Below are 19291 nucleotides of genomic sequence, written 5' to 3' on the forward strand. Positions count from 1 at the left end.
AACTGCCAAATGCCAGAGACAAAGTTCAAAAATGGTAAAAATGACGGCAATGAGCGGCCATGTCCTACGATTTGCGCAAGCTAGTCGCGAGGAGGCTGCTCATCTTTGCTTACGATTTCCCCTTTTTTGCGACCGGCAAACATCGTCCACCAGACGATCGCCACCAGTATGACCAACGCCAATAGCGCTTCCAGCAATATCAGTCCCATCGGTACCCGCTCCTTACGTACGCTGTCGATGGCTGCGATTGTAGGAATTCTGGCCGCCTGCTCCAGCCAAGTCCCTTTGGACCAACCGTCTTCGCCGACCACCCGCCCGCCGGTATCGGGCAGCATCGAAGTGCTGCCCCCCGATGCCAATGAGCCGCTGCCCCCGGCGATCCAGCAGGCCAAGAGCCGCTGGGTGCCGGTGCACTGGTCGTCGGTGCCCGGGCTGGAGCAGGACAACCTGGCCGATGCCTGGAACGCCTGGATCAAAAGCTGCAGCCGCCCGCCCGCGCCGTTTGCGCAGTTCTGTTCTGAAGTACGGCGCATGAGCCTGGCCTCGACCGAAGAGCAGCGCGCCTGGATGGTGTCGCGCTTTCAGCCCTACCGCGTTGAATCGCTCGATGGCAACCCCGATGGCATGCTGACCAGCTATTTCGAGCCCATGCTCGATGGCACGCGCCAGCCGGGCAATGGCTATTCGATCCCGCTGTACCGCTCACCAGCCACGCTGGGCACGCGCAAGCCCTGGTTCAGCCGCCAGCAGATCGAGACCCTGCCGCAGGTGCAGGCCGAGCTTCAGGACAAGGTGATTGCCTGGGTCAACGACCCGGTCGATGCGATGGTGCTGCACATCCAGGGCTCGGGCCGGGTGCGCATCCAGGAGGCCGATGGCTCGGTGCGCCTGATCCGCGTGGCCTATGCCGCCACCAATGACCACCCCTACAAGAGCATTGGCAAGTGGCTGCTCGACCAGGGCCTGGTGCGCGATGCGACCTGGCCGGGCATCAAGGCCTGGATTGCCGCCAACCCGACCCGGGTCAACGAGCTGCTCTGGAGCAACCCGCGTTATGTCTTCTTCAAGGAAGAGCCGCTGTCGCCGCTCGATGCCGAGTTTGGCCCCAATGGCGCCCAGGGCGTGCCGCTGACGCCTGGCCGCTCGATTGCGGTGGACCGGGGCAGCATCCCCTATGGCACCCCCGTCTGGCTGTCGTCCACCGGCCCCACCGTGCAGCTCAACCGCCTGGTGATGGCGCAGGACACCGGCAGCGCGATTCTGGGCGCTGTGCGCGCCGACTACTTTGCCGGCTGGGGCCATGAGGCGGGCGATTTTGCCGGCCGGGTCAAGCAGCCGCTGCGGCTGTGGGTGCTGTGGCCCCGGGGTGTGGCCAAGCGCTGATGCGCCGGGTTTAGCCAAACAGGCCAGCTGCGAGGCTGGCCTTTTGCATGGCAGCTGCTGATTGCCGAAAGCGGTCAACGCGAAGGCGTGCCTTTGGGGTTGGCTGTCATCGGCAGCGGCAAGGCGCTGCTGGATTTCACCTCGCCGAGCGAAAAGGTGGTGTGCACATCTTTCACATTGGGCAGGTGCAGCAGCACATTGCGGATAAAGCTGGAAAAACTCTCCAGGTCCTTGGCGACCACCTGCAGCTCAAAGGTGCCCGCGCCGCTGATGTAGTGGCAGGACGTGACCTCGGGCAGCAGGCGGATCGATTCTTCCATGCGCAAGGTGATGTCGGCCGTGTTCTGCGCGGCATCGACGCGCACAAAGGCCAGCACGCCCAGGCCGAGCTTATGGCGGTCCAGAGTCGCGTGGTAGCCGGTGATGTAGCCGGCCTCTTCGAGCGCGCGCACCCGGCGCCAGCAGGGCGCGGCCGACAGGCCCACGCGCTGGGCCAGCTCGGCATTCGTCAAACGGGCGTTTTTTTGCAGCTCGTAGAGGATCGCCCAGTCGAATTTGTCAATTTGATTCATTTATCGCCATTATTGAGCAAGATTCTTTCAAATACTAGGTAAACCCCGGCAAGGAAAAGAATACTTTATTCTCGCTGCCCGTCATACACTGCAGCGATGAAAGCCAGGGTGTTTTGCGCTGGCTGCTGGACTTGGTTCCAGATTCTTATAACGCCCCACAATCCCGGACCTGCCACAAGCGGCCACCGGGTGCTCTCCCCAGGAGACAAGACGATGAATGCCTCACTCCCCGAGTCCGTCCGCAAAGCGCTGGAGACGGTAACGCTGGACGACAACCTGCAACGCAGGTTGCAACACAAATATGCAGCGGGCGGCGCAGCCGCACGTGGCGTATTTGGCGACGAGCTTGTTGGCCAAGGAGGTGTGTGATGAACGCTTCACTGCCCGAATCCGTCCGCAAGGCGCTGGAAACCGTCACGCTCGACGACAAATACGCACTGGCCCATGGCCGTGCCTTCATGAGCGGGGTGCAAGCCCTTGTTCGCCTGCCCATGCTGCAGCGCCAGCGCGATGCCTTGCAGGGCCTCAATACCGCAGGCTTTATCAGCGGCTACCGGGGCTCGCCGCTGGGCGGCTACGACCAGGCGCTGTGGGCGGCCAAGAAGCACCTGAAGGAAAACCACATCGAGTTCCAGCCCGGCGTCAACGAAGAGCTGGGTGCCACGGCCGTCTGGGGCACCCAGCAACTCGACCTGTACCCGCAGAGCAAGAAGTTCGACGGTGTCTTTGGCATCTGGTACGGCAAGGGCCCGGGCGTGGACCGCAGCGTGGACGTGTTCAAGCACGCCAACATGGCGGGCACGGCCAAGCACGGCGGCGTGATTGCGCTGGCGGGCGATGACCACATCAGCAAGTCCTCGACGGCGGCGCACCAGAGCGACCATATCTTCAAGGCCGTGGGCTCGCCGGTGTTCTTCCCCTCCAGCGTGCAGGACATCCTGGACATGGGCCTGCATGCCTTTGCGCTGAGCCGTTTCTCCGGCGTCTGGTCGGGCATGAAGACGATCCAGGAGATTGTGGAGTCCTCGGCCAGCGTCTCGGTGGACCCGGACCGGGTCAACATCATCACCCCCGATGACTTTGTGATGCCGCCCGGCGGCCTGCACATCCGCTGGCCCGATGCGCCGCTGGAGCAGGAGGCGCGCCTGATGGACTACAAGTGGTATGCGGCGCTGGCCTATATCCGCGCCAACAAGCTCAACTACAACGTCATCTCCACGCCCAAGGACCGCTTTGGCATCATCGCCAGCGGCAAGGCCTTCAATGACACGCGCCAGGCGCTGATCGACCTGGGGCTGGACGACGACACCTGCCGCCAGCTGGGCATCCGCCTGCACAAGGTCAACGTGGTCTGGCCGCTCGAGGCTTCCATCACGCGTGACTTTGCGATGGGCCTGCAGGAGATTCTGGTGGTCGAGGAAAAGCGCCAGATGATCGAGTACCAGCTCAAGGAAGAGCTGTACAACTGGCGCTCGGATGTGCGCCCCCATGTGCTGGGCAAGTTTGACGAGACCGATGGCGACCACTCCGGCGGCGAGTGGTCGGTGCCCAACCCCAGCGACCACTGGCTGCTGCGCCCCAAGGCCGACCTGACCCCGGCGCTGATTGCGCAGGCGCTGGCCAAGCGCTTGAAGAAGCTGGGCGTGCCTGACGACATCGTGCGCCGCATGGATGCGCGCCTGCAGGTGATTGCCGCGCGTGAGCAAGGCCTCAAGGACAGCACGCAGGAGTCGGTGGACCGCCTGCCCTGGTTCTGCAGCGGCTGCCCGCACAACACCAGCACCCGCGTGCCCGAAGGCAGCCGCGCGGTGGCCGGTATTGGCTGCCACTACATGGTCAACTGGATGCCCGACCGCAACACCAGCACCTTCACGCAGATGGGCGGCGAAGGCGTGACCTGGGTCGGCCAGGCGCCGTTCACGACCGACCAGCATATCTTCTCGAACCTGGGCGACGGTACCTACTTCCACAGCGGCCTGCTGGCCATCCGCCAGAGCATTGCCTCGGGCGTGAACATCACCTACAAGGTGCTCTACAACGATGCGGTGGCCATGACCGGTGGCCAGCGCGTGGGCGAGCGGCCCGAGGGCCACTCGGTGTTGCAGATCATGACCAGCCTGTTGTCCGAAGGGGTCAAGAAGCTGGTTATCGTGACCGATGAGCCGGAAAAATACCAAGGCGTGCAGCTGGGCGCAGGCGTGACCGTGCACCACCGCGACGAGCTCGACCGCATCCAGCGCGAGTTCCGCGAGCTCAAGGGCACGACAGCCATCATCTACGACCAGACCTGCGCGACCGAAAAGCGCCGCCGCCGCAAACGCGGCACGCTGGCCACGCCAGCCAAGACCGTCATCATCAATGAGGCGGTGTGTGAGGGCTGCGGCGACTGCTCGGTGCAGTCCAACTGTCTGTCGGTCGAGCCAGTCGAGACCGGTTTTGGCCGCAAGCGCAAGATCAACCAAAGCACCTGCAACAAGGATTTCTCCTGCGTCAAAGGCTTTTGCCCAAGCTTTGTCACCATCGAAGGCGGCCAGCTGAAAAAAGCCAAGAAGGAGAAAAAGGGCGATATGGCCAAGCTGCCGGCCTTGCCCGATCCGGTATTGCCCGTGGCCACCCAGGCCTGGGGCATTGTGGTGGCCGGTGTCGGTGGCACGGGTGTGATCACCATCGGCTCGTTGCTGGGCATGGCCGCGCACCTGGAAGGCAAGGGCGTGGTCACGCAGGATGCGGCAGGTCTCGCGCAAAAGGGCGGCTCGACCTGGAGCCATATCCAGATCGCCAATTCGCCCGATGCCATCTACACCACCAAGGTGGACACGGCCAAGGCTGACCTCATCATTGGCTGCGACCCCATTGTCGCGGCCAACAAGACCACCCTGGCTGCGATGCAACAGGGCCGCACCTTTGTGGCGCTCAACACCCATGGCGCGCCCACGGCGGCCTTTGTGCACAACCCGAACTGGCAGTTCCCCGAGGCGGGCTGTGAATCGGCGATCCTGGCGGCGGTGGGCCAACAGGGTGTGGGCATGTTCGATGCCGAGCACATTGCCACCCAGGCGCTGGGCGACAGCATCTACACCAACCCGCTGATCCTGGGTTACGCCTGGCAAAAGGGCCGGGTGCCGCTGTCCCATGCCGCGCTGATGCGGGCGATGGAGCTGAACGGCGTGCAGGTGGACAACAACAAGGCCGCATTTGAGTGGGGCCGCCAGTGCGCTGCCAACCTGACCCAGGTGCAGGCCATGTTTGCTGCCCAGCAGGTGATCCAGCTGGTGAAGAAACCCTCCCTGCAAGAGCTGGTGACCAAGCGCGTGGCATTCCTCACCGATTACCAGGACAGCGCCTATGCGGCCGACTACCAGGCCTTTGTGAACCAGGTGCATGCGGCCGAAGCCAAGTTGGGCAGCAGCACGCGCCTGTCGCAAGCGGTGGCGCGCTATCTGTTCAAACTGATGGCCTACAAGGACGAGTACGAGGTGGCGCGCCTGCACACCACAGCCGAGTTCAGCGAGAAGATTGCCAGCATGTTCGAAGGCGACTACAAGATCGTGCACCACCTGGCGCCGCCCACCACGGCCAAGCGCAACGACAAGGGCGAGCTGGTCAAGAAGGCCTATGGCGGCTGGATGCGCAAGGCCTTTGGCGTGATGGCGGGGCTCAAGGGCCTGCGCGGCGGCGCACTCGATATCTTTGGCCGCACCGAAGAGCGCCGCACCGAGCGCGCGTTGATCCTGGAGTACCGCGCCTGCATCGAGGAGCTGCTGCGGGGCCTGAGCGCAGAGCGCCTGGCGCTGGCCGTCGAGATCGCCAGCATCCCCGAAGACATCCGTGGCTACGGCCATGTCAAGGAGCGCCACCTGGCTGCAGCCCGTGCCAAATGGCAGCAGCTGATGGCGCGCTGGCATGCCCCAGCGGATGCCGGCAATGCGCCGGTGGCCGCCAAGCCAGAACCGGCTCGGGTGTAAAGCTATTGGCCATCAGCCTCTGCACACTATGCCGACCAAGCCGCCAGGACACCGTGCCTGGCGGCTTTTTTGTCAGCCTGCCGGGGTGGATGGTATGACAAATTTGTCATATCTAGCGGGGCTCCCACAGGATGGGCCAGGCATTTGGGCGCGTAAATACCATCGGATCTGCTGTGTTAGCCATAGTGGCTTCTACCAATACGCTGGCACGAAAACTGCTTAATTCCATGAAAACAACCGGAAAAACCAGAGGCATCCAAGGTATTGCCTGGGTGTTCGCAGAGGGGCACGCATACAATGCTTCTCTTTGGGCCTTGGTTTTGGTCATCCAGGCAAGGCCTGCATCCACGTTGGGAGCTTCATTTGTTTATCTCTTCTGCTTTTGCCCAGACCGCACCGGCTGCTGCTGCCTCCGGCGGCATGACCTCCACCCTCACCAGCATGCTGCCTTTGGTGCTGATGTTTGTGGTGCTGTATTTCCTGATGATCCGTCCTCAGATGAAGCGCCAAAAGGAAGCCCGTGCGATGATCGACGCGCTGGTCAAGGGCGACGAAGTGGCGACCAACGGTGGCCTGGTGGGCCGCGTGGTGGGCCTGGACGAACAGTTCCTGCAAGTAGAGTTGGCCCAGGGCGTCGTCGTGCAACTGCAGCGTGGTGCTGTGGTGCAGGTGCTGCCCAAGGGTACGCTGAAGTAATCCATCGTTGAAACAGCAATTGGCGCAGCATGGCTGCGCCTTCTATTTTGCGTAAGGTAAGAGCGCGATCATGAACCGTTATCCGGTCTGGAAGTACGCGATCATTGTGATCGCGCTTCTGGTAGGGGTTGTATACACCCTGCCCAACTTTTTTGGTGAGGCGCCTGCAGTCCAGGTCGCCTCGGTCAAGGCGACTGTCACGGTCGATTCTGCATTGCAGCAGCGCGTGGAGACGGTGCTGGCCGATGCCGACGTCAAGCCGCTGAGCATCGCGCTGGAAAACGGCTCGATCCGCGCCCGCTTCGACAAGGAAGACGAGCAGCTCAAGGCCAAGGGCGTGCTTGAGCGCGCCTTGATCCCGGACACCAGCGACCCCTCCTATGTGGTGGCGCTGAACCTGATCTCCCGCTCACCCGCCTGGCTCACCGCCTTGCATGCCAAGCCCATGTACCTGGGCCTGGACTTGCGCGGTGGCGTGCACTTCACCTTGCAGGTGGACATGCAGGCGGCACTGACCAAGCGCACCGAAGCGCTGACCAGCGATGTGCGTCTGGCGCTGCGCGACAAGAAGATTCGCCATGGCGGGGTGAACCGCGAAGGCCAGTCGCTCGAAGTGCGCCTGCAAGACGAGGCCACGGCCACGACGGTGCGCAACCTGATTGTGGACACCATGCCCGACCTGCAGGCCAACGTGGTCAGCACGGGCGGCGCCTATGTGGTGCGCGCCAACATCAAGCCTGAATCGCTGCGCAGCGTGCAAGAGCAAGCGCTCAAGCAGAACATCACCACCTTGCACAACCGTATCAATGAGCTGGGCGTTGCCGAGCCGGTGATCCAGCAGCAAGGCTCCGACCGCATCGTCGTGCAGTTGCCCGGCGTGCAGGATCCCGCGCAGGCCAAGGACATCCTGGGCCGTACCGCGACCCTGGAAGTGCGCATGGTCGACGACAGCTCGGACGCGCGCGCTGCCGAAATGGGCACCGGCCCCGTGCCTTTTGGCTCTGAAAAATACAGCGACCCGCATGGCCAGTCGATTGTCGTGAAAAAGCAGGTCATCCTGACCGGCGAGAACCTGAACGACGCGCAGCCCGGCTTTGACAGCCAGACCCATGAAGCGACCGTGAACCTGACGCTGGACGGCAAGGGCGCAAACATCTTCAAGCAGGTCACCAGCGAGAACATTGGCAAGCGCATGGCCATCCTGCTGTTTGAAAAGGGCAAGGGCCAGGTCGTGACCGCGCCGGTGATCCGCTCCGAAATCGGTGGCGGCCGCGTGCAGATCTCGGGCAGCATGACGACCAAGGAAGCCAGCGATACCTCGCTGCTGTTGCGCGCCGGCTCGCTGGCTGCGCCGATGGAAATCATCGAGGAATACACGATCGGCCCCAGCATGGGCAAAGAGAACGTGGAAGCCGGTATCAAGAGCATTGTGGGCGGCTTCATCGCGATTGCCGTCTTCATGTGCATCTACTACATGATCTTTGGCGTGGTCTCGACCATTGCGCTGGGCGTGAACGTCTTGCTGCTGCTGGCCATCCTGTCGATGCTGCAGGCCACCCTGACCCTGCCGGGCATTGCCGCCATGGCACTGGCCATCGGTGTGGCCATTGACTCGAACGTGCTGATCAATGAACGGGTGCGCGAAGAGTTGCGTGCTGGCGCATCGCCGCAGGCGGCCATCCATGCCGGTTATGAACATGCCTGGCACACCATCTTGGACTCCAACGTCACCACCTTGATCGTGGGCCTGGCGCTGCTGGCCTTTGGCTCGGGCCCAGTGCGCGGCTTTGCCGTGGTGCACTGCATCGGCATTCTGACCAGCATGTTCTCGGCCGTGTTCTTCTCGCGTGGCCTGGTCAACCTCTGGTATGGCCGCCGCAAGAAGCTCAAGAGCGTGTCGATCGGTCAGGTCTGGAAGCCCGAGGGCGAAGACCACCGCTCCGTGGCATCTGCTAAACGTTAAGGAGGAAGACCATGGAATTCTTCCGTATCAAAAAAGACATCCCTTTCATGAAATACGCGTTGGTGCTCAACGCGATTTCGGTCATCACCTTTGTGCTGGCGGTGTTCTTCCTGACCACCCGTGGCCTGCACCTGTCGGTGGAGTTCACCGGCGGCACCGTCATGCAGGTGGCCTACGAGCAGCCAGCGGACGTGGGCAAGATCCGCGAACAGGTCGCCTCGCTCGGCTACCAGGACATCCTGGTGCAGAACGTGGGCAGCGCTGACCGCGTGATGATCCGCCTGCCGATCGAAAAAGGCGTGACCACGGCCCAGCAGGGCGAGAAGGTCATGGGCGCGCTCAAGGCGGCAGACCCGGGGGTGACCTTGCTGCGCAGCGAGTTCGTCGGCCCTTCGGTCGGTGAGGAGCTGGTGCATGGCGGCCTGATGGCGCTGGGCGCCGTGGTGCTGGGCATCGTGATCTACCTGGCCATGCGCTTTGAGTGGAAGTTCGGTGTGGCTGCGGCCGTGGCCAACTTGCATGACGTGGTGATCATCCTGGGCTTTTTCGCCTTCTTCCAGTGGGAGTTCTCGCTGGCCGTGCTCGCCGGTGTGCTGGCGGTGCTGGGCTACTCGGTCAATGAGTCGGTGGTGATCTTTGACCGAATCCGCGAGGCATTCCGCAAGTTCCGCAAGCTCAGCACGCCCGAAGTGATCGACCACGCGATCACCTCGACGATGAGCCGGACCATCATCACCCACGCTTCCACCGAAGCGATGGTGCTGTCGATGTTTCTTTTTGGCGGTGCCAGCTTGCATTACTTTGCGTTGGCGCTGACCATTGGTATTCTTTTTGGTATCTACTCGTCGGTGTTCGTCGCTGCGGCCATCGCCATGTGGCTGGGCGTCAAGCGCGAAGACCTGGTCAAGGTCAGCCAAAAGGACCTGGACCCGAACGACCCCAATGCCGGGGCTACGGTATAAAGCAGACCGATAAGGGATGGGATTTCTGTGGCTGTTGCACCTTCGCACCATCGCACCTGGCAAAAAAAGCTCGCCCGTGAAGCGCGGCTGAGATTTGTCGGGGGCTTGTGCGTGGGTCTGCCCGGGGTGGCAGCGCGCTTGCGCGCCGAGCTGCTCCAGATCATGGCGCGGCCCAGTACCGATCCCGCCCGCTCGCATGTCGCGCTGTCGGCTGCCATTACCGAGTTTGACAGCCGCCAGCAAGCCTGGCTGGACAGCGCCAACAGGCTGCTGCGCCAAAGCCTGCTGGCGGGCGAGCCGGCCCCCGAGCCGGTGGCAGCGCCCCCCACCATCACCAGCTTCGAGCTGGTCAGCAACGAGGCCATCGAAGGCCGCATCATCGCCTCGCGCCTGGCAGCCCAGCTGCTGGAGCTGGTGGCGCTGGAGCTGGACAGCGTGCGCCGCGTGACCCAGTTTCTGGAAGACCAGGAGCTGGGCCCAGCTGACGCGCTGCGCCCCGAGACCTGGTGCCTGCGGCTGATCGAAGCCTGGGAAGCCGCGGGCCTCAGCCGCAAGACGCTGGACCTGCTCTGGACGCCGATGCTCGAAGCGCTGGCGCCCCTGGGCATCAGCGGCTACACGGCGGTGCGGCGCTTCTATGACGAGCAAGGCGCGGCCAGCGAAGACGAGCTGCGCAGCTACCGCATCAAACGCACTGAAAGCGAGCGCCATGCACCGGCGGCAGCTGCTGCGGCAGCCGCTGCCGCCCAGCAGGCGGGCGGCATGGCTGCAGCGCAAGGGGCCGCAGGCGCGGCCTCGGGTGCGGCCAGCATGCCTTCGGGCCTGATGCCAGCTGGCGGCGCCGGTGCCCCCGGTTGGGTGGCCATGGGTGCAGCCCGCCAGAAGAGCCAGGGCGTATTGGCGCAGCTGCGGGGCTTTTTGCAGAATGTCGCTGGCAGCCGCTCCAATGGCGGGCCGACCTCGGTGCGCGCCTCCCTGGGAGACGCTGGCGGCTATGTGATCTCGCCAGCGCTGCAGCATGCGCTGGTCTCGCCGCCCACGGCGATCCAGTCGGCCTGGTTCCATACCGCGCCGGCCGATGATGATTTTGACCCCGGACAGGTGGTGGCGCCGGTGGCACTGGCGGTGCGCCAGCAATCGTCGGCACTCAAGAGCGTGGCCTCGTCCGACGAGGAAAAGGCGATCATCGAGATCATCGCCTTGATGTTCCAGAGCATCCTGAACGAAGACCGCATCCCGGCCGGTATCCGCATCTGGTTTGCACGCCTGCAGGTGCCGGTGCTGCGCGTGGCGCTGGCCGAGCCGGCGTTCTTCAACGACACCGAGCACCCCGCGCGCCAGCTGATCGACCGCATGGGCGCCTGCGTGCTGGGCTTTGAGGCCGCTGCGCTCAATGGCACGACCTTGGAGGCCGAGGTCAAGCGGGTGGTGCAGGTCATCGAGCAGTACCCGGACACCGGCAGCCGCGTGTTCCAGCTGGTGCTCAAGGAATTCCAGAAATTCCTCGAAAAGAACCTGACCGGCCAGACTGCCACCGCGCGCGAGCTGGTGAGCCTGGCCCAGCAGATCGAGCAAAAGGAAACGCTGGCCATCCAGTACACGATCCAGCTGCGCGACATGCTGCTGGAGATGCCGGTGGACAGCGATGTGCGCGAATTCCTGTTCAAGCAGTGGTCCGATGTGCTGGCCATGTCGGCCATCCGCTTTGGCGCCGAGCACGAGAACACGCAAAAATTCAAGAAAGCCGCGCTGGACCTGGTCTGGTCGGCGTCGGCCAAGCCCAGCAAGGAAGAGCGCGCCAAGGTGATCCGCCAGTTGCCGCTGTTGCAAACCGTGCTGCGCCAGGGTTTGACCTTGTCGAACATCGTCGGTGAGCGCCAGGACGAGATGATCAAGAGCCTGATGGACATCGTGGCCGAGGCCTTCCTGGCCAAGACCAATGAGATCCCGCAGGAGCGCATCATTGCGCTGGCTGAGCGCCTGGCCCATCTGGAAGATGCCCTTGATGAGGTGGTGACCGAGGAGTACCCGCTCAGCGCCGAGAGCATCGAGCTGATGCTGGGCATCGACACCAGCAGCATCCAGGTGATTGCCGATGATGGTGCGCTGGTACAGCCCGAAGTGCTGGAGTGGGCGAAAAACCTGTCGCTGGGCAACTGGTTCCTGCTGGACCACAATGCCAGCCCGCTGCAGGTGCAGTATGTCTGGCACAGCCAGCACAAGCAGCTGCATCTGTTTGCAGCGCTGAGCGGCTCGTGCTTTCTCTTCCAGATGCGGCGCATGGGCCACTACCTGCAGGCCGGCCTGTTGCTGCCGCGCGATGCCGAAGGCATCACCGCGCGCGCCGCGCGCGATGCGCTGGCCAAGATCGAGGCCAACCCCGAGCGGCTCCTGCAGTAAGGCTGCTGGATCTAGCCTGCCGCCAGGCGCTGGAACAAGCCGCCGGGCAGGCGCGCCACCTGGCCTTGGAGTTCGAGCTCCAGCAGCTGGATCTGCAGGCTGGCGATATCGATGCCGGTGCGGCTGCACAGACTGTCCAGATCGACCGGGTCAAAGCCCAGCGCTTGGAGCAAACCCTGGTCATTCTTGTCGTTGCTGGCCGCTGCGCCAGGCGCGGCCGCTGGGGCAGGTTCTGCAGCTGGCGCCCGCGCGGCTGCACCGCCCAGCGCCGGCAGCTCTTCCAGAATATCTTCCACCGATTCCACCAGCTTGGCGCCCTGGCGGATCAGCGCATGGCAGCCTTTGCTTTGCGGCGCATGGATGGAGCCGGGGATGGCGAAGACCTCGCGCCCCTGCTCGCTGGCCAGGCGGGCGGTGACCAGGGAGCCGGAGGCGGTCGCGGCCTCGACCACCAAGGTGCCGCAGGCCAGGCCGGCAATCAGCCGGTTGCGCTTGGGAAAGTTCTGCGCCAGCGGGGGCGTGCCCAGGTGGTATTCGCTGACGATCCAGCCCTGCTCGGCAATCTGCGCGGCCAATGGGTGGTTGGCCCGGGGGTAGACCCGGTCGATGCCGGTGCCGATCACGGCAATGGTGGCGGGCTGCGTCGCCGTTGCGGCCTCCAGCGCGCCCGCATGGGCGGCGGCGTCAATGCCCAGCGCCAGGCCGGAGATGACGGTCACGCCCTGGCGCGCGAGGGTCTGCGCAAAAGCGCGGGCATTGAGCTCGCCCTGGGGCGTGGGGTTGCGGCTGCCGACCAGCGCCAGCGCCCGGTGCGGCCAGGCCAGCCCTTGCGCGCCAAACCAGCGTGCATGGCCGGTGATGTAGAGCAGCACCGGCGGGTCGGCGGTTTCCAACAAGGACGCCGGGTAATCGGCATCGCCCAGGGTCAGCACATGGCGCTGCAAAGGGGCGGGCGCGCTGGTCAGCCAGGCCCAGGTGGCCGCCTGCAGCGCTTGCAGCTCGGGGCTGGGGTGGTGCAGCGCCCGGGCTTGCTCGGGCGTGATGCAGCTCTCCAACGCGGCGCTGGTCTGGGCCAGCACGTCAGCGGGCAGCCCAAAACGCGCGAGCAGCCGCCGGATAGCGGTATTGCCCAGGCCGGGCGTGGCACTCAGGCGCAACCAGTCATGCAGCTCTTGTTCGGTCATGGGCAAGAGCCGCCTTCCCGGTTACCCGTATCAGGGGCGGTAGTCGGGCGAGATCAGCGAGTCGCCCACCTTCACGCCTTCCTTGGCTTCCAGAATCAGCGCGTAGGACACCTTGTCGAACGTGCGGAACACCATGGCCAGGCCATTGGCCTCGTTGGGCAGCTTGATGACGGTCTGGTCGCTGTCGGTCTTGTCCTTGATGCGCGCGCCGCGCGTCATCAGGCGGAAGACATGGCCGAGCTCGACGCCGTCGGCCTGGCCCCGGTTGATGGCGATCACGTTGTTGCGCGAGGCATAGGCCACGCTGTTGCTGCCATAGATGGACACGACGCTGCCTTGCAGGTGCTCATCGGGCGCATGCGGCACATAGCTGGTGACATTGGCGCGCGGCATCGGCAGCAGCTTGTCGCCGATGCGGATTTCTTCCTTCACCGACGTGATGTCCAGCGATGCGGGCACCGGGTCGGTGTGGGCATTCCCCTTGGCATCCAGCGTTGTCTCCTTGCGCTCACCGGCCATCACCTGGACCTTGCCCAGGTACTGGGCTTCATAGCCCAGCACGGCATTGTTTTCGGGGTCGACCATCGGCACGGCATTGCGGAACACGCGGTAGTACTGGCGCTCCTGGCCCGTCTCCAGCGACTGGTCAGCCGAGCGGCCATAGACGCGGTCGCCCGGCGACAGCAGGGCGCGCTCTTGCGCGGCACCGACCAGGCGCGGGGCTTTTTCGCTCTCGCCGGCGGCCAGCACTTCGGGCTCGACCAGGAAGGCCTCGATGAGGCGCTGGTTGACGGCAGGCAGCGCGGTGCCCGAGAGGCTCTCGCTGCGCACGCGCGGCGAGATGCGGATGACTTCGTCCTCCCCTGAGCGCGAGGTGACCAGGCGCGCCATGCCATTGCGGCGCTCCAGGTACAGGGTCTGGCCGGGGTAGATCAGGTGCGGGTTGGCGATGGCCTGCAGGTTCATGCCCCACAGTGCCGGCCAGCGCCAGGGCTGCTGCAGGTAGATGCGCGAGATATCCCACAGCGTATCGCCCCGCTTGACCACGTAGCTCTCAGGCGCATTGGCGACCAGGTCGGCCTCGGGGATGCCCTGCGCCGCCACTTGCTGGGCGGTGCTGCGCTGCTGCGCGGTGACCGGCAACTGCGCGGCCGGGGTGGCGGCCCAGGCACTCATGCCGGCGCAGGCCATGCAGGCGACTGCAACGGCGCTGCTGCGCAGCTGGTGGAACAGGGGCGTGGTGGATGCTCGCATGGCCGGGTGACTCCCTCTCAGTCGCTGGCAGGCCACAGTGGGCCTGCTGTCAATGTTTGTAATTGCCTCTGATTCTCGGGCCAAGCCCTTGATCGATCAATGATTATTGCAAGCCATCTGGGCATTGAAGCGCAAAAGTGGCGAAAATAACGACATTCAAGAGCGAAAACTATGTCTATCCTCCCGATTCTCTGCTACCCCGATCCCCGTCTGCACAAGGTCGCCAAGCCCGTGGCCGTGGTCGATGACCGCATCCGTACCTTGGTCCAGGACATGCTGGCCACCATGTACGACGCCAGCGGTATCGGCCTGGCAGCCACGCAGATCGACGTGCATGAGCGCGTGGTGGTGATCGACGTCTCTGAAGAGCGCAACGAGCCCATGACCATCATCAACCCGGAAATCCTCTGGGCCAGCGATGAAAAGCAGGTCGGCGACGAAGGCTGCCTGTCCGTGCCCGGCATTTATGACGGTGTCGAGCGCTCGGTGGCGGTCAAGATCCGGGCACTCGATGAGAACGGCAACAGCCGCGAGATCGACGCCGAAGGCCTGCTGGCCATCTGCATCCAGCATGAAATGGACCACCTGCTGGGCAAGGTGTTTGTCGAGTACCTCTCGCCCCTCAAGCGCAACCGCATCAAGTCCAAGCTGGTCAAGCAGCAAAAGCGCGAGCTGGCCGACGCCAAGGGCTGATATGGGCACGGCGCGATCTTCACGGAGCTGGCTGCCCGGCCGCGCGTGGGGCGCGATGGCATTGCTCATCCTGTGCGCCGCCCTGGCGGGCTGTGCCTATCCCACCCAGTTCAAGCCCGGCACCCCGCAGCAGGAGGTGCTGAGCAAGCTCGGCCCTGCCAATACCGTCAAAAAGCTCGACGGCGGAGCTGAGCGCTGGCTCTACACCACCCAGCCGATGGGGCGCGAGGCCTACCAGCTGCGCTTTGGCGCCGATGGCCAACTGCAGACCACCACCCAGGTGCTGACGGCCGAGAACTTCGGCGCGATCCCAATGGGCCAGTTCAGCGAGCAGCAGTTGCTGCAGGATTTTGGCCCGCCGATGGAAACCACCCGGGTCTGGAGCTTCACGGGACAGGTCTGGACCTACCGATTCTGGGACAATGGCATCAAGCGATTCGCGCATGTGCATATCGATCCGCAAGGTGTGGTGCAAAAGCTGATGTTCATGGATGAGCCTTTGCCCGAGCCCCGCCAGCGCGATTGACAGCCGGTCAGCGTGGCCTGATCGCAACTGGCCTCTTACCTAAAAAAAGACATGAAAGTAGTTTTTGCCGGCACGCCGGAATTTGCCCGTGTGGCTCTCGAGCAGTTGCTGGCCGCCGGTCACGAGGTGCCGCTGGTGCTGACCCAGCCCGACCGGCCCGCCGGCCGCGGCATGAAGCTGCAGGCCTCTCCGGTCAAGCAATGCGCGCTGGCGCACGGTATCGCCGTCAGCCAGCCGCTCAGCCTGCGGCTCGATGGCAAATACCCGCAAGAAGCGGCTGCTGCACGCGCGGCGCTGCTGGCGGCACAGCCCGATGTGATGGTCGTCGCCGCCTACGGCCTGATCCTGCCGCAATGGGTGCTGGATTTGCCCGCCAAGGGCTGCCTCAACATCCACGCCAGCCTGCTGCCGCGCTGGCGCGGCGCCGCACCCATCCACCGCGCGATCGAGGCGGGCGATGCCCAGACCGGCGTCACCATCATGCAGATGGATGCGGGCCTCGATACCGGCGACATGTGCCTGGTCGAAGCGTTGGACATTGCCGCCGATGACACCACCGCCAGCCTGCACGACAAGCTGGCAGAGCTGGGCGGCCGCATGCTGGTGCAGGCGCTGGCCTTGAGCGCCGAGGGCCGTTTGCAGCGCGAGCCGCAACCGGCAGAAGGCATCACCTACGCGCACAAGATTGAAAAGGCCGAAAGCACCATCGACTGGACGCTGAGCGCCGAGCAGATTGACCGCCGTGTGCGCGCCTTCAACCCCTTTCCGGCTGCTTCGACCCGCGTCGGTGATGAGGTGGTCAAGATTTGGGCAGCACAGCCCGAGCGGCATGCGCCCGCCGATGCCGTTCCCGGCCAGGTGCTGGCGGCCGATGGCCAGGGCATTGAGGTGGCTTGCGGCGAAGGTGCCTTGCGCATCAGCGAACTGCAGCGGCCCGGTGGCAAGCGCTTGCAGGCGGCCGATTTTCTGCGCGGCCATGCGCTGCAACCCGGCCAGGTGTTGGGTGACGACAGGCTCTCCGTGGCGGCTCCATGAGCCTGCACCACCGGCGCCGCGCCATCGACCACCCCAGTTTCCGTGCCGGCGTGGTCGACATGTCGGGCACGGCCGTGGGCATTGCCGCATGGGCGCTGGTCACCGGTGTGGCCATGGTCAAGGCGGGTATCTCCGCGCCGATGGCCATCTTCATGTCCCTGGTGGTCTATGCCGGCAGCGCCCAGCTGGCCGTGCTGCCGCTGATGGCGATGGGCTCGCCGATGTGGGTGGTCTGGTTCACCGCCGCCTGCGTGAACCTGCGCTTTGTCATTCTGTCGAGCATGTGGCGCAGCTATTTTGCCCATCTGCCGCTGTGGCACCGGCTCTGCATTGGTTACTTCAGCGGTGATGTGATCTTTGTCGCCTTTATGCGCCGCTACACCGCGCCGGTGGCCAAGCCCCAGCAGGTCTACTACTTCTGGGGCGCCTCGTCGCTCAACTTTGTGACCTGGCAGGGCTTCTCGATTGCCGGCATCTTGCTGGCCAATGTGGTACCGCTGGAATGGGGCCTGGGCTTTGCCGGCGTGCTGGCACTGCTGGGTGTGCTCTATTCGATGCTGATCGACCGCGCCACCAAGGTGGCGGCATTGGTGGCCGCGACGGCGGCGATTGCGGCCTATGGCATTCCGCTCAAGCTCAATATCCTGGTGGCGATTGCCTGTGCGGTCACGATCGGCCTCTTGGTCGAGGCGGTGGACCAGCGCGGGCGCAAGCCCAAGATCGTGGTCGTGGCCAAGAACAAACCCCTGCCATCGCCCGGGCCCGAGCAGCCCGACGATGGCACCACGGCCGTGCCCGTGCGTGAGGAGCATGTGCGATGAGCCAGGACGACTGGGATCTGCTCTACCAGCTCACCGCCATCGTGGGCCTGACCGTCATCACCGTGGTCACCCGCGCGTTCTTCATGATCCCGAAGAACGAGCTGCCCTTGCCCGACTGGCTCAAGCGCGGCCTCAAATACGCGCCGCTGGCCGCGTTGATGGCCGTCATTGCGCCCGAGCTGTTGATGGTCAAGGGCGAGCTGACCGACACCGTGCTCGATGCCCGCATTCCGGCGGTGATCTGCGCGACCATCTATTACTTCAAGAAGCGCGGCATCCTGGGCACGATTGTGGTGGGCATGGCGGTCTACCTGCCGCTGCATATCGGCCTGGGCTGGTAAGCCGAGGCTGAGAGACGCGAGCGCGACCCGCTGCTTGGGGCGGGCTGGGCAGGCCTCTACAATGGCGGCCATGCGCAGGCCCCTGCATGGCGCGCGCCCCAGTTTCTAGACTCTTTGGTAGCCATTCCCATGAATATCCTTCGTTTCTCCGACCTGTGTGCCCAAGGCAAGGTGCAAGGCCAACGCGTTTTTATCCGCTCCGACCTGAATGTGCCGCTCAATGACGCGGGCGAGATCACCGAAGACACGCGCGTGCGCGCCTCGGTGCCTGCGATCGAGATGGCGCTCAAGGCTGGCGCCGCCGTGATGGTGACCAGCCACCTGGGCCGCCCCACCGAGGGCGCGTTCAAGCCTGAGGACTCGCTCGCCCCGGTCGCCCAGCGCCTGGGCCAGCTGCTGGGCCGTGAGGTGCCGCTGATCGCTGACTGGGTGGGTGGCGTCACCGTGGCCCCCGGCCAGGTCGTGATGCTGGAGAACTGCCGCAGCAATGTCGGCGAGAAGAAGAACCTGCCGGCGCTGGCGCAAAAGCTCGCCCAGCTGTGCGACATCTATGTGAACGACGCCTTTGGCACGGCCCACCGCGCCGAAGGCACGACCTACGGCATTGCCGAGTACGCCAAGATTGCCTGCGCCGGCCCGCTGCTGTCGGCCGAGATCGATGCCATCACCAAGGCACTGGCCGCGCCGGCGCGCCCGCTGGTCGCCATTGTCGCGGGCTCCAAGGTCTCGACCAAGCTGACCATCCTGCAGGCGCTGTCCAGCAAGGTGGACCAGCTGATCGTCGGCGGCGGCATTGCCAACACCTTCATGCTGGCGGCAGGCCTGAACATTGGCAAATCGCTGGCCGAGGCCGACCTGGTGGGTGACGCCAAGGCCGTGATCGATGCCATGGCCGCACGCGGCGCCGATGTGCCGATTCCGACCGATGTGGTGGTGGCCAAGACCTTTGCGGCCGACGCCGAGGCGACCACCAAGCGCGCCACCGACGTGGCTGATGACGACCTGATCCTCGATATCGGCCCCGAGACGGCCGCCCGCCTGGCCGAGCAGCTCAAGAAGGCCGGCACCATCGTCTGGAACGGCCCGGTGGGCGTGTTCGAGTTCGATGCGTTTGCACATGGCACCGAAACCCTGGCCCAGGCCATTGCCCAGTCGCCCGCCTTCAGCATTGCCGGTGGCGGTGATACCTTGGCGGCCATTGCCAAGTACGGCATCGAGGACAAGATTGGTTATATCTCCACCGGCGGCGGTGCCTTTTTGGAAGTATTGGAAGGCAAGACCTTGCCAGCTTTCGAGATTCTGCAAAAACGCGCGGCAGGCTGAGCTTATTCAGTGGACAAATGGCGTTTCTAAAGTGTGAGCAAAAACAACAAAATGCGTGGCTCTACTCGCACTTTGGATCGTTTCACTTGTCTTGGTAGCACCACATCTACAACAATGGATGCAAGCCTGGGCGGGTGTTGGCCCGTCGGCTATCTAATTCCGAGGAGGGAAAC

The 19291-nt window shown here is 64.2% G+C and carries 17 protein-coding genes; 13 read left to right on the plus strand and 4 right to left on the minus strand.

Going from position 1 to position 19291, the window contains the following annotated elements; translation table 11 throughout:
* Positions 1–80 precede the first annotated feature (80 nt).
* A complete protein-coding gene (locus WH303_RS00375; protein ID WP_021026473.1) occupies positions 81–209 on the minus strand; it encodes a hypothetical protein in 129 nt (42 codons plus the stop codon).
* Between WH303_RS00375 and mltA the strand changes: the two genes are divergently transcribed.
* Complete coding sequence (gene mltA, locus WH303_RS00380; RefSeq protein WP_116926201.1) at positions 169–1383, plus strand: murein transglycosylase A; 1215 nt, start codon at positions 169–171, stop codon at positions 1381–1383. The genes WH303_RS00375 and mltA overlap by 41 nt on opposite strands.
* 74 nt (positions 1384–1457) lie before the next feature.
* Here the strand turns inward: mltA and WH303_RS00385 are convergent, their stop codons facing one another.
* Positions 1458–1955 (minus strand): Lrp/AsnC family transcriptional regulator, encoded by a 498-nt coding sequence (locus WH303_RS00385; protein ID WP_021026471.1) that lies wholly within the window; start codon positions 1953–1955, stop codon positions 1458–1460.
* Between the two features lie 213 nt (positions 1956–2168).
* Between WH303_RS00385 and WH303_RS00390 the strand changes: the two genes are divergently transcribed.
* The 6 genes from WH303_RS00390 to WH303_RS00415 all read left to right on the plus strand — a co-directional run bounded on the left by WH303_RS00390 (position 2169) and on the right by WH303_RS00415 (position 11941).
* Positions 2169–2324 carry a hypothetical protein gene (locus WH303_RS00390; protein ID WP_312986841.1) on the plus strand — a complete coding sequence of 52 codons (156 nt, stop codon included), beginning with the start codon at positions 2169–2171 and terminating at the stop codon, positions 2322–2324.
* Positions 2324–5920 (plus strand): indolepyruvate ferredoxin oxidoreductase family protein, encoded by a 3597-nt coding sequence (locus tag WH303_RS00395; RefSeq protein ID WP_339516039.1) that lies wholly within the window; start codon positions 2324–2326, stop codon positions 5918–5920. Before WH303_RS00390 ends, WH303_RS00395 begins: the two co-directional genes overlap by 1 nt.
* Positions 5921–6283: 363 nt before the next feature.
* Entirely contained in the window at positions 6284–6616 is a 333-nt protein-coding gene (gene yajC / locus WH303_RS00400; RefSeq protein WP_021026469.1) for a preprotein translocase subunit YajC, read from the plus strand.
* 70 nt (positions 6617–6686) lie between these two features.
* Positions 6687–8579 carry a protein translocase subunit SecD gene (gene secD, locus WH303_RS00405; protein ID WP_339516042.1) on the plus strand — a complete coding sequence of 631 codons (1893 nt, stop codon included), beginning with the start codon at positions 6687–6689 and terminating at the stop codon, positions 8577–8579.
* 11 nt (positions 8580–8590) lie between these two features.
* Complete coding sequence (gene secF, locus WH303_RS00410) at positions 8591–9541, plus strand: protein translocase subunit SecF (protein WP_312986838.1); 951 nt, start codon at positions 8591–8593, stop codon at positions 9539–9541.
* Positions 9542–9568: 27 nt separating this feature from the next.
* On the plus strand, positions 9569–11941 hold the full coding sequence (locus tag WH303_RS00415) for a DUF1631 family protein (RefSeq protein WP_339516045.1): 2373 nt from the start codon (positions 9569–9571) through the stop codon (positions 11939–11941).
* Between the two features lie 11 nt (positions 11942–11952).
* On the opposite strand, the gene dprA is transcribed toward WH303_RS00415, so the two are convergent.
* Together dprA and WH303_RS00425 are read right to left on the minus strand one after the other, a co-directional pair.
* The gene (gene dprA, locus WH303_RS00420; protein ID WP_339516046.1) at positions 11953–13125 is read right to left on the minus strand and encodes a DNA-processing protein DprA; all 1173 of its coding nucleotides are present in this window, start codon (positions 13123–13125) and stop codon (positions 11953–11955) included.
* Positions 13126–13155: 30 nt separating this feature from the next.
* Positions 13156–14379 (minus strand): LysM peptidoglycan-binding domain-containing protein, encoded by a 1224-nt coding sequence (locus WH303_RS00425; protein WP_021026993.1) that lies wholly within the window; start codon positions 14377–14379, stop codon positions 13156–13158.
* Positions 14380–14550: 171 nt separating this feature from the next.
* On the opposite strand from WH303_RS00425, the gene def reads away from it, so the two are divergent.
* The 6 genes from def (at position 14551) to WH303_RS00455 (ending at position 19118) form a co-directional block, all read left to right on the plus strand.
* Positions 14551–15072: a peptide deformylase gene (def, locus tag WH303_RS00430; RefSeq protein WP_021026994.1), complete on the plus strand. Its 522-nt coding sequence runs from the start codon at positions 14551–14553 to the stop codon at positions 15070–15072.
* Between the two features lie 55 nt (positions 15073–15127).
* Complete coding sequence (locus tag WH303_RS00435) at positions 15128–15598, plus strand: hypothetical protein (RefSeq protein ID WP_339516048.1); 471 nt, start codon at positions 15128–15130, stop codon at positions 15596–15598.
* A 51-nt stretch (positions 15599–15649) separates the two neighbouring features.
* Complete coding sequence (gene fmt / locus WH303_RS00440) at positions 15650–16633, plus strand: methionyl-tRNA formyltransferase (protein ID WP_339516050.1); 984 nt, start codon at positions 15650–15652, stop codon at positions 16631–16633.
* Positions 16630–17454, plus strand: a complete 825-nt coding sequence (locus tag WH303_RS00445) for an AzlC family ABC transporter permease (RefSeq protein WP_021026997.1) — start codon at positions 16630–16632, stop codon at positions 17452–17454. Before fmt ends, WH303_RS00445 begins: the two co-directional genes overlap by 4 nt.
* Positions 17451–17795: an AzlD domain-containing protein gene (locus tag WH303_RS00450; RefSeq protein WP_339516052.1), complete on the plus strand. Its 345-nt coding sequence runs from the start codon at positions 17451–17453 to the stop codon at positions 17793–17795. Before WH303_RS00445 ends, WH303_RS00450 begins: the two co-directional genes overlap by 4 nt.
* A 129-nt stretch (positions 17796–17924) precedes the next feature.
* Positions 17925–19118 (plus strand): phosphoglycerate kinase, encoded by a 1194-nt coding sequence (locus WH303_RS00455; RefSeq protein ID WP_339516054.1) that lies wholly within the window; start codon positions 17925–17927, stop codon positions 19116–19118.
* Positions 19119–19291: the final 173 nt, after the last annotated feature.

Origin of the sequence: Comamonas sp. MYb69 (assembly GCF_037479315.1) — a bacterium.
Taxonomy (GTDB): Bacteria; Pseudomonadota; Gammaproteobacteria; order Burkholderiales; family Burkholderiaceae_C; genus Comamonas.

Bases quoted from the DNA above. Each gene is read 5' to 3' on its own strand.
- mltA (WP_116926201.1), top strand. From the start codon at position 169: ATGACCAACGCCAATAGCGCTTCCAGCAATATCAGTCCCATCGGTACC.
- WH303_RS00375 (WP_021026473.1), bottom strand. From the start codon at position 209: ATGGGACTGATATTGCTGGAAGCGCTATTGGCGTTGGTCATACTGGTG.
- WH303_RS00385 (WP_021026471.1), bottom strand. From the start codon at position 1,955: ATGAATCAAATTGACAAATTCGACTGGGCGATCCTCTACGAGCTGCAA.
- WH303_RS00390 (WP_312986841.1), top strand. From the start codon at position 2,169: ATGAATGCCTCACTCCCCGAGTCCGTCCGCAAAGCGCTGGAGACGGTA.
- WH303_RS00395 (WP_339516039.1), top strand. From the start codon at position 2,324: ATGAACGCTTCACTGCCCGAATCCGTCCGCAAGGCGCTGGAAACCGTC.
- secD (WP_339516042.1), top strand. From the start codon at position 6,687: ATGAACCGTTATCCGGTCTGGAAGTACGCGATCATTGTGATCGCGCTT.
- secF (WP_312986838.1), top strand. From the start codon at position 8,591: ATGGAATTCTTCCGTATCAAAAAAGACATCCCTTTCATGAAATACGCG.
- dprA (WP_339516046.1), bottom strand. From the start codon at position 13,125: ATGACCGAACAAGAGCTGCATGACTGGTTGCGCCTGAGTGCCACGCCC.
- WH303_RS00425 (WP_021026993.1), bottom strand. From the start codon at position 14,379: ATGCGAGCATCCACCACGCCCCTGTTCCACCAGCTGCGCAGCAGCGCC.
- def (WP_021026994.1), top strand. From the start codon at position 14,551: ATGTCTATCCTCCCGATTCTCTGCTACCCCGATCCCCGTCTGCACAAG.
- WH303_RS00435 (WP_339516048.1), top strand. From the start codon at position 15,128: ATGGCATTGCTCATCCTGTGCGCCGCCCTGGCGGGCTGTGCCTATCCC.
- fmt (WP_339516050.1), top strand. From the start codon at position 15,650: ATGAAAGTAGTTTTTGCCGGCACGCCGGAATTTGCCCGTGTGGCTCTC.
- WH303_RS00445 (WP_021026997.1), top strand. From the start codon at position 16,630: ATGAGCCTGCACCACCGGCGCCGCGCCATCGACCACCCCAGTTTCCGT.
- WH303_RS00450 (WP_339516052.1), top strand. From the start codon at position 17,451: ATGAGCCAGGACGACTGGGATCTGCTCTACCAGCTCACCGCCATCGTG.
- WH303_RS00455 (WP_339516054.1), top strand. From the start codon at position 17,925: ATGAATATCCTTCGTTTCTCCGACCTGTGTGCCCAAGGCAAGGTGCAA.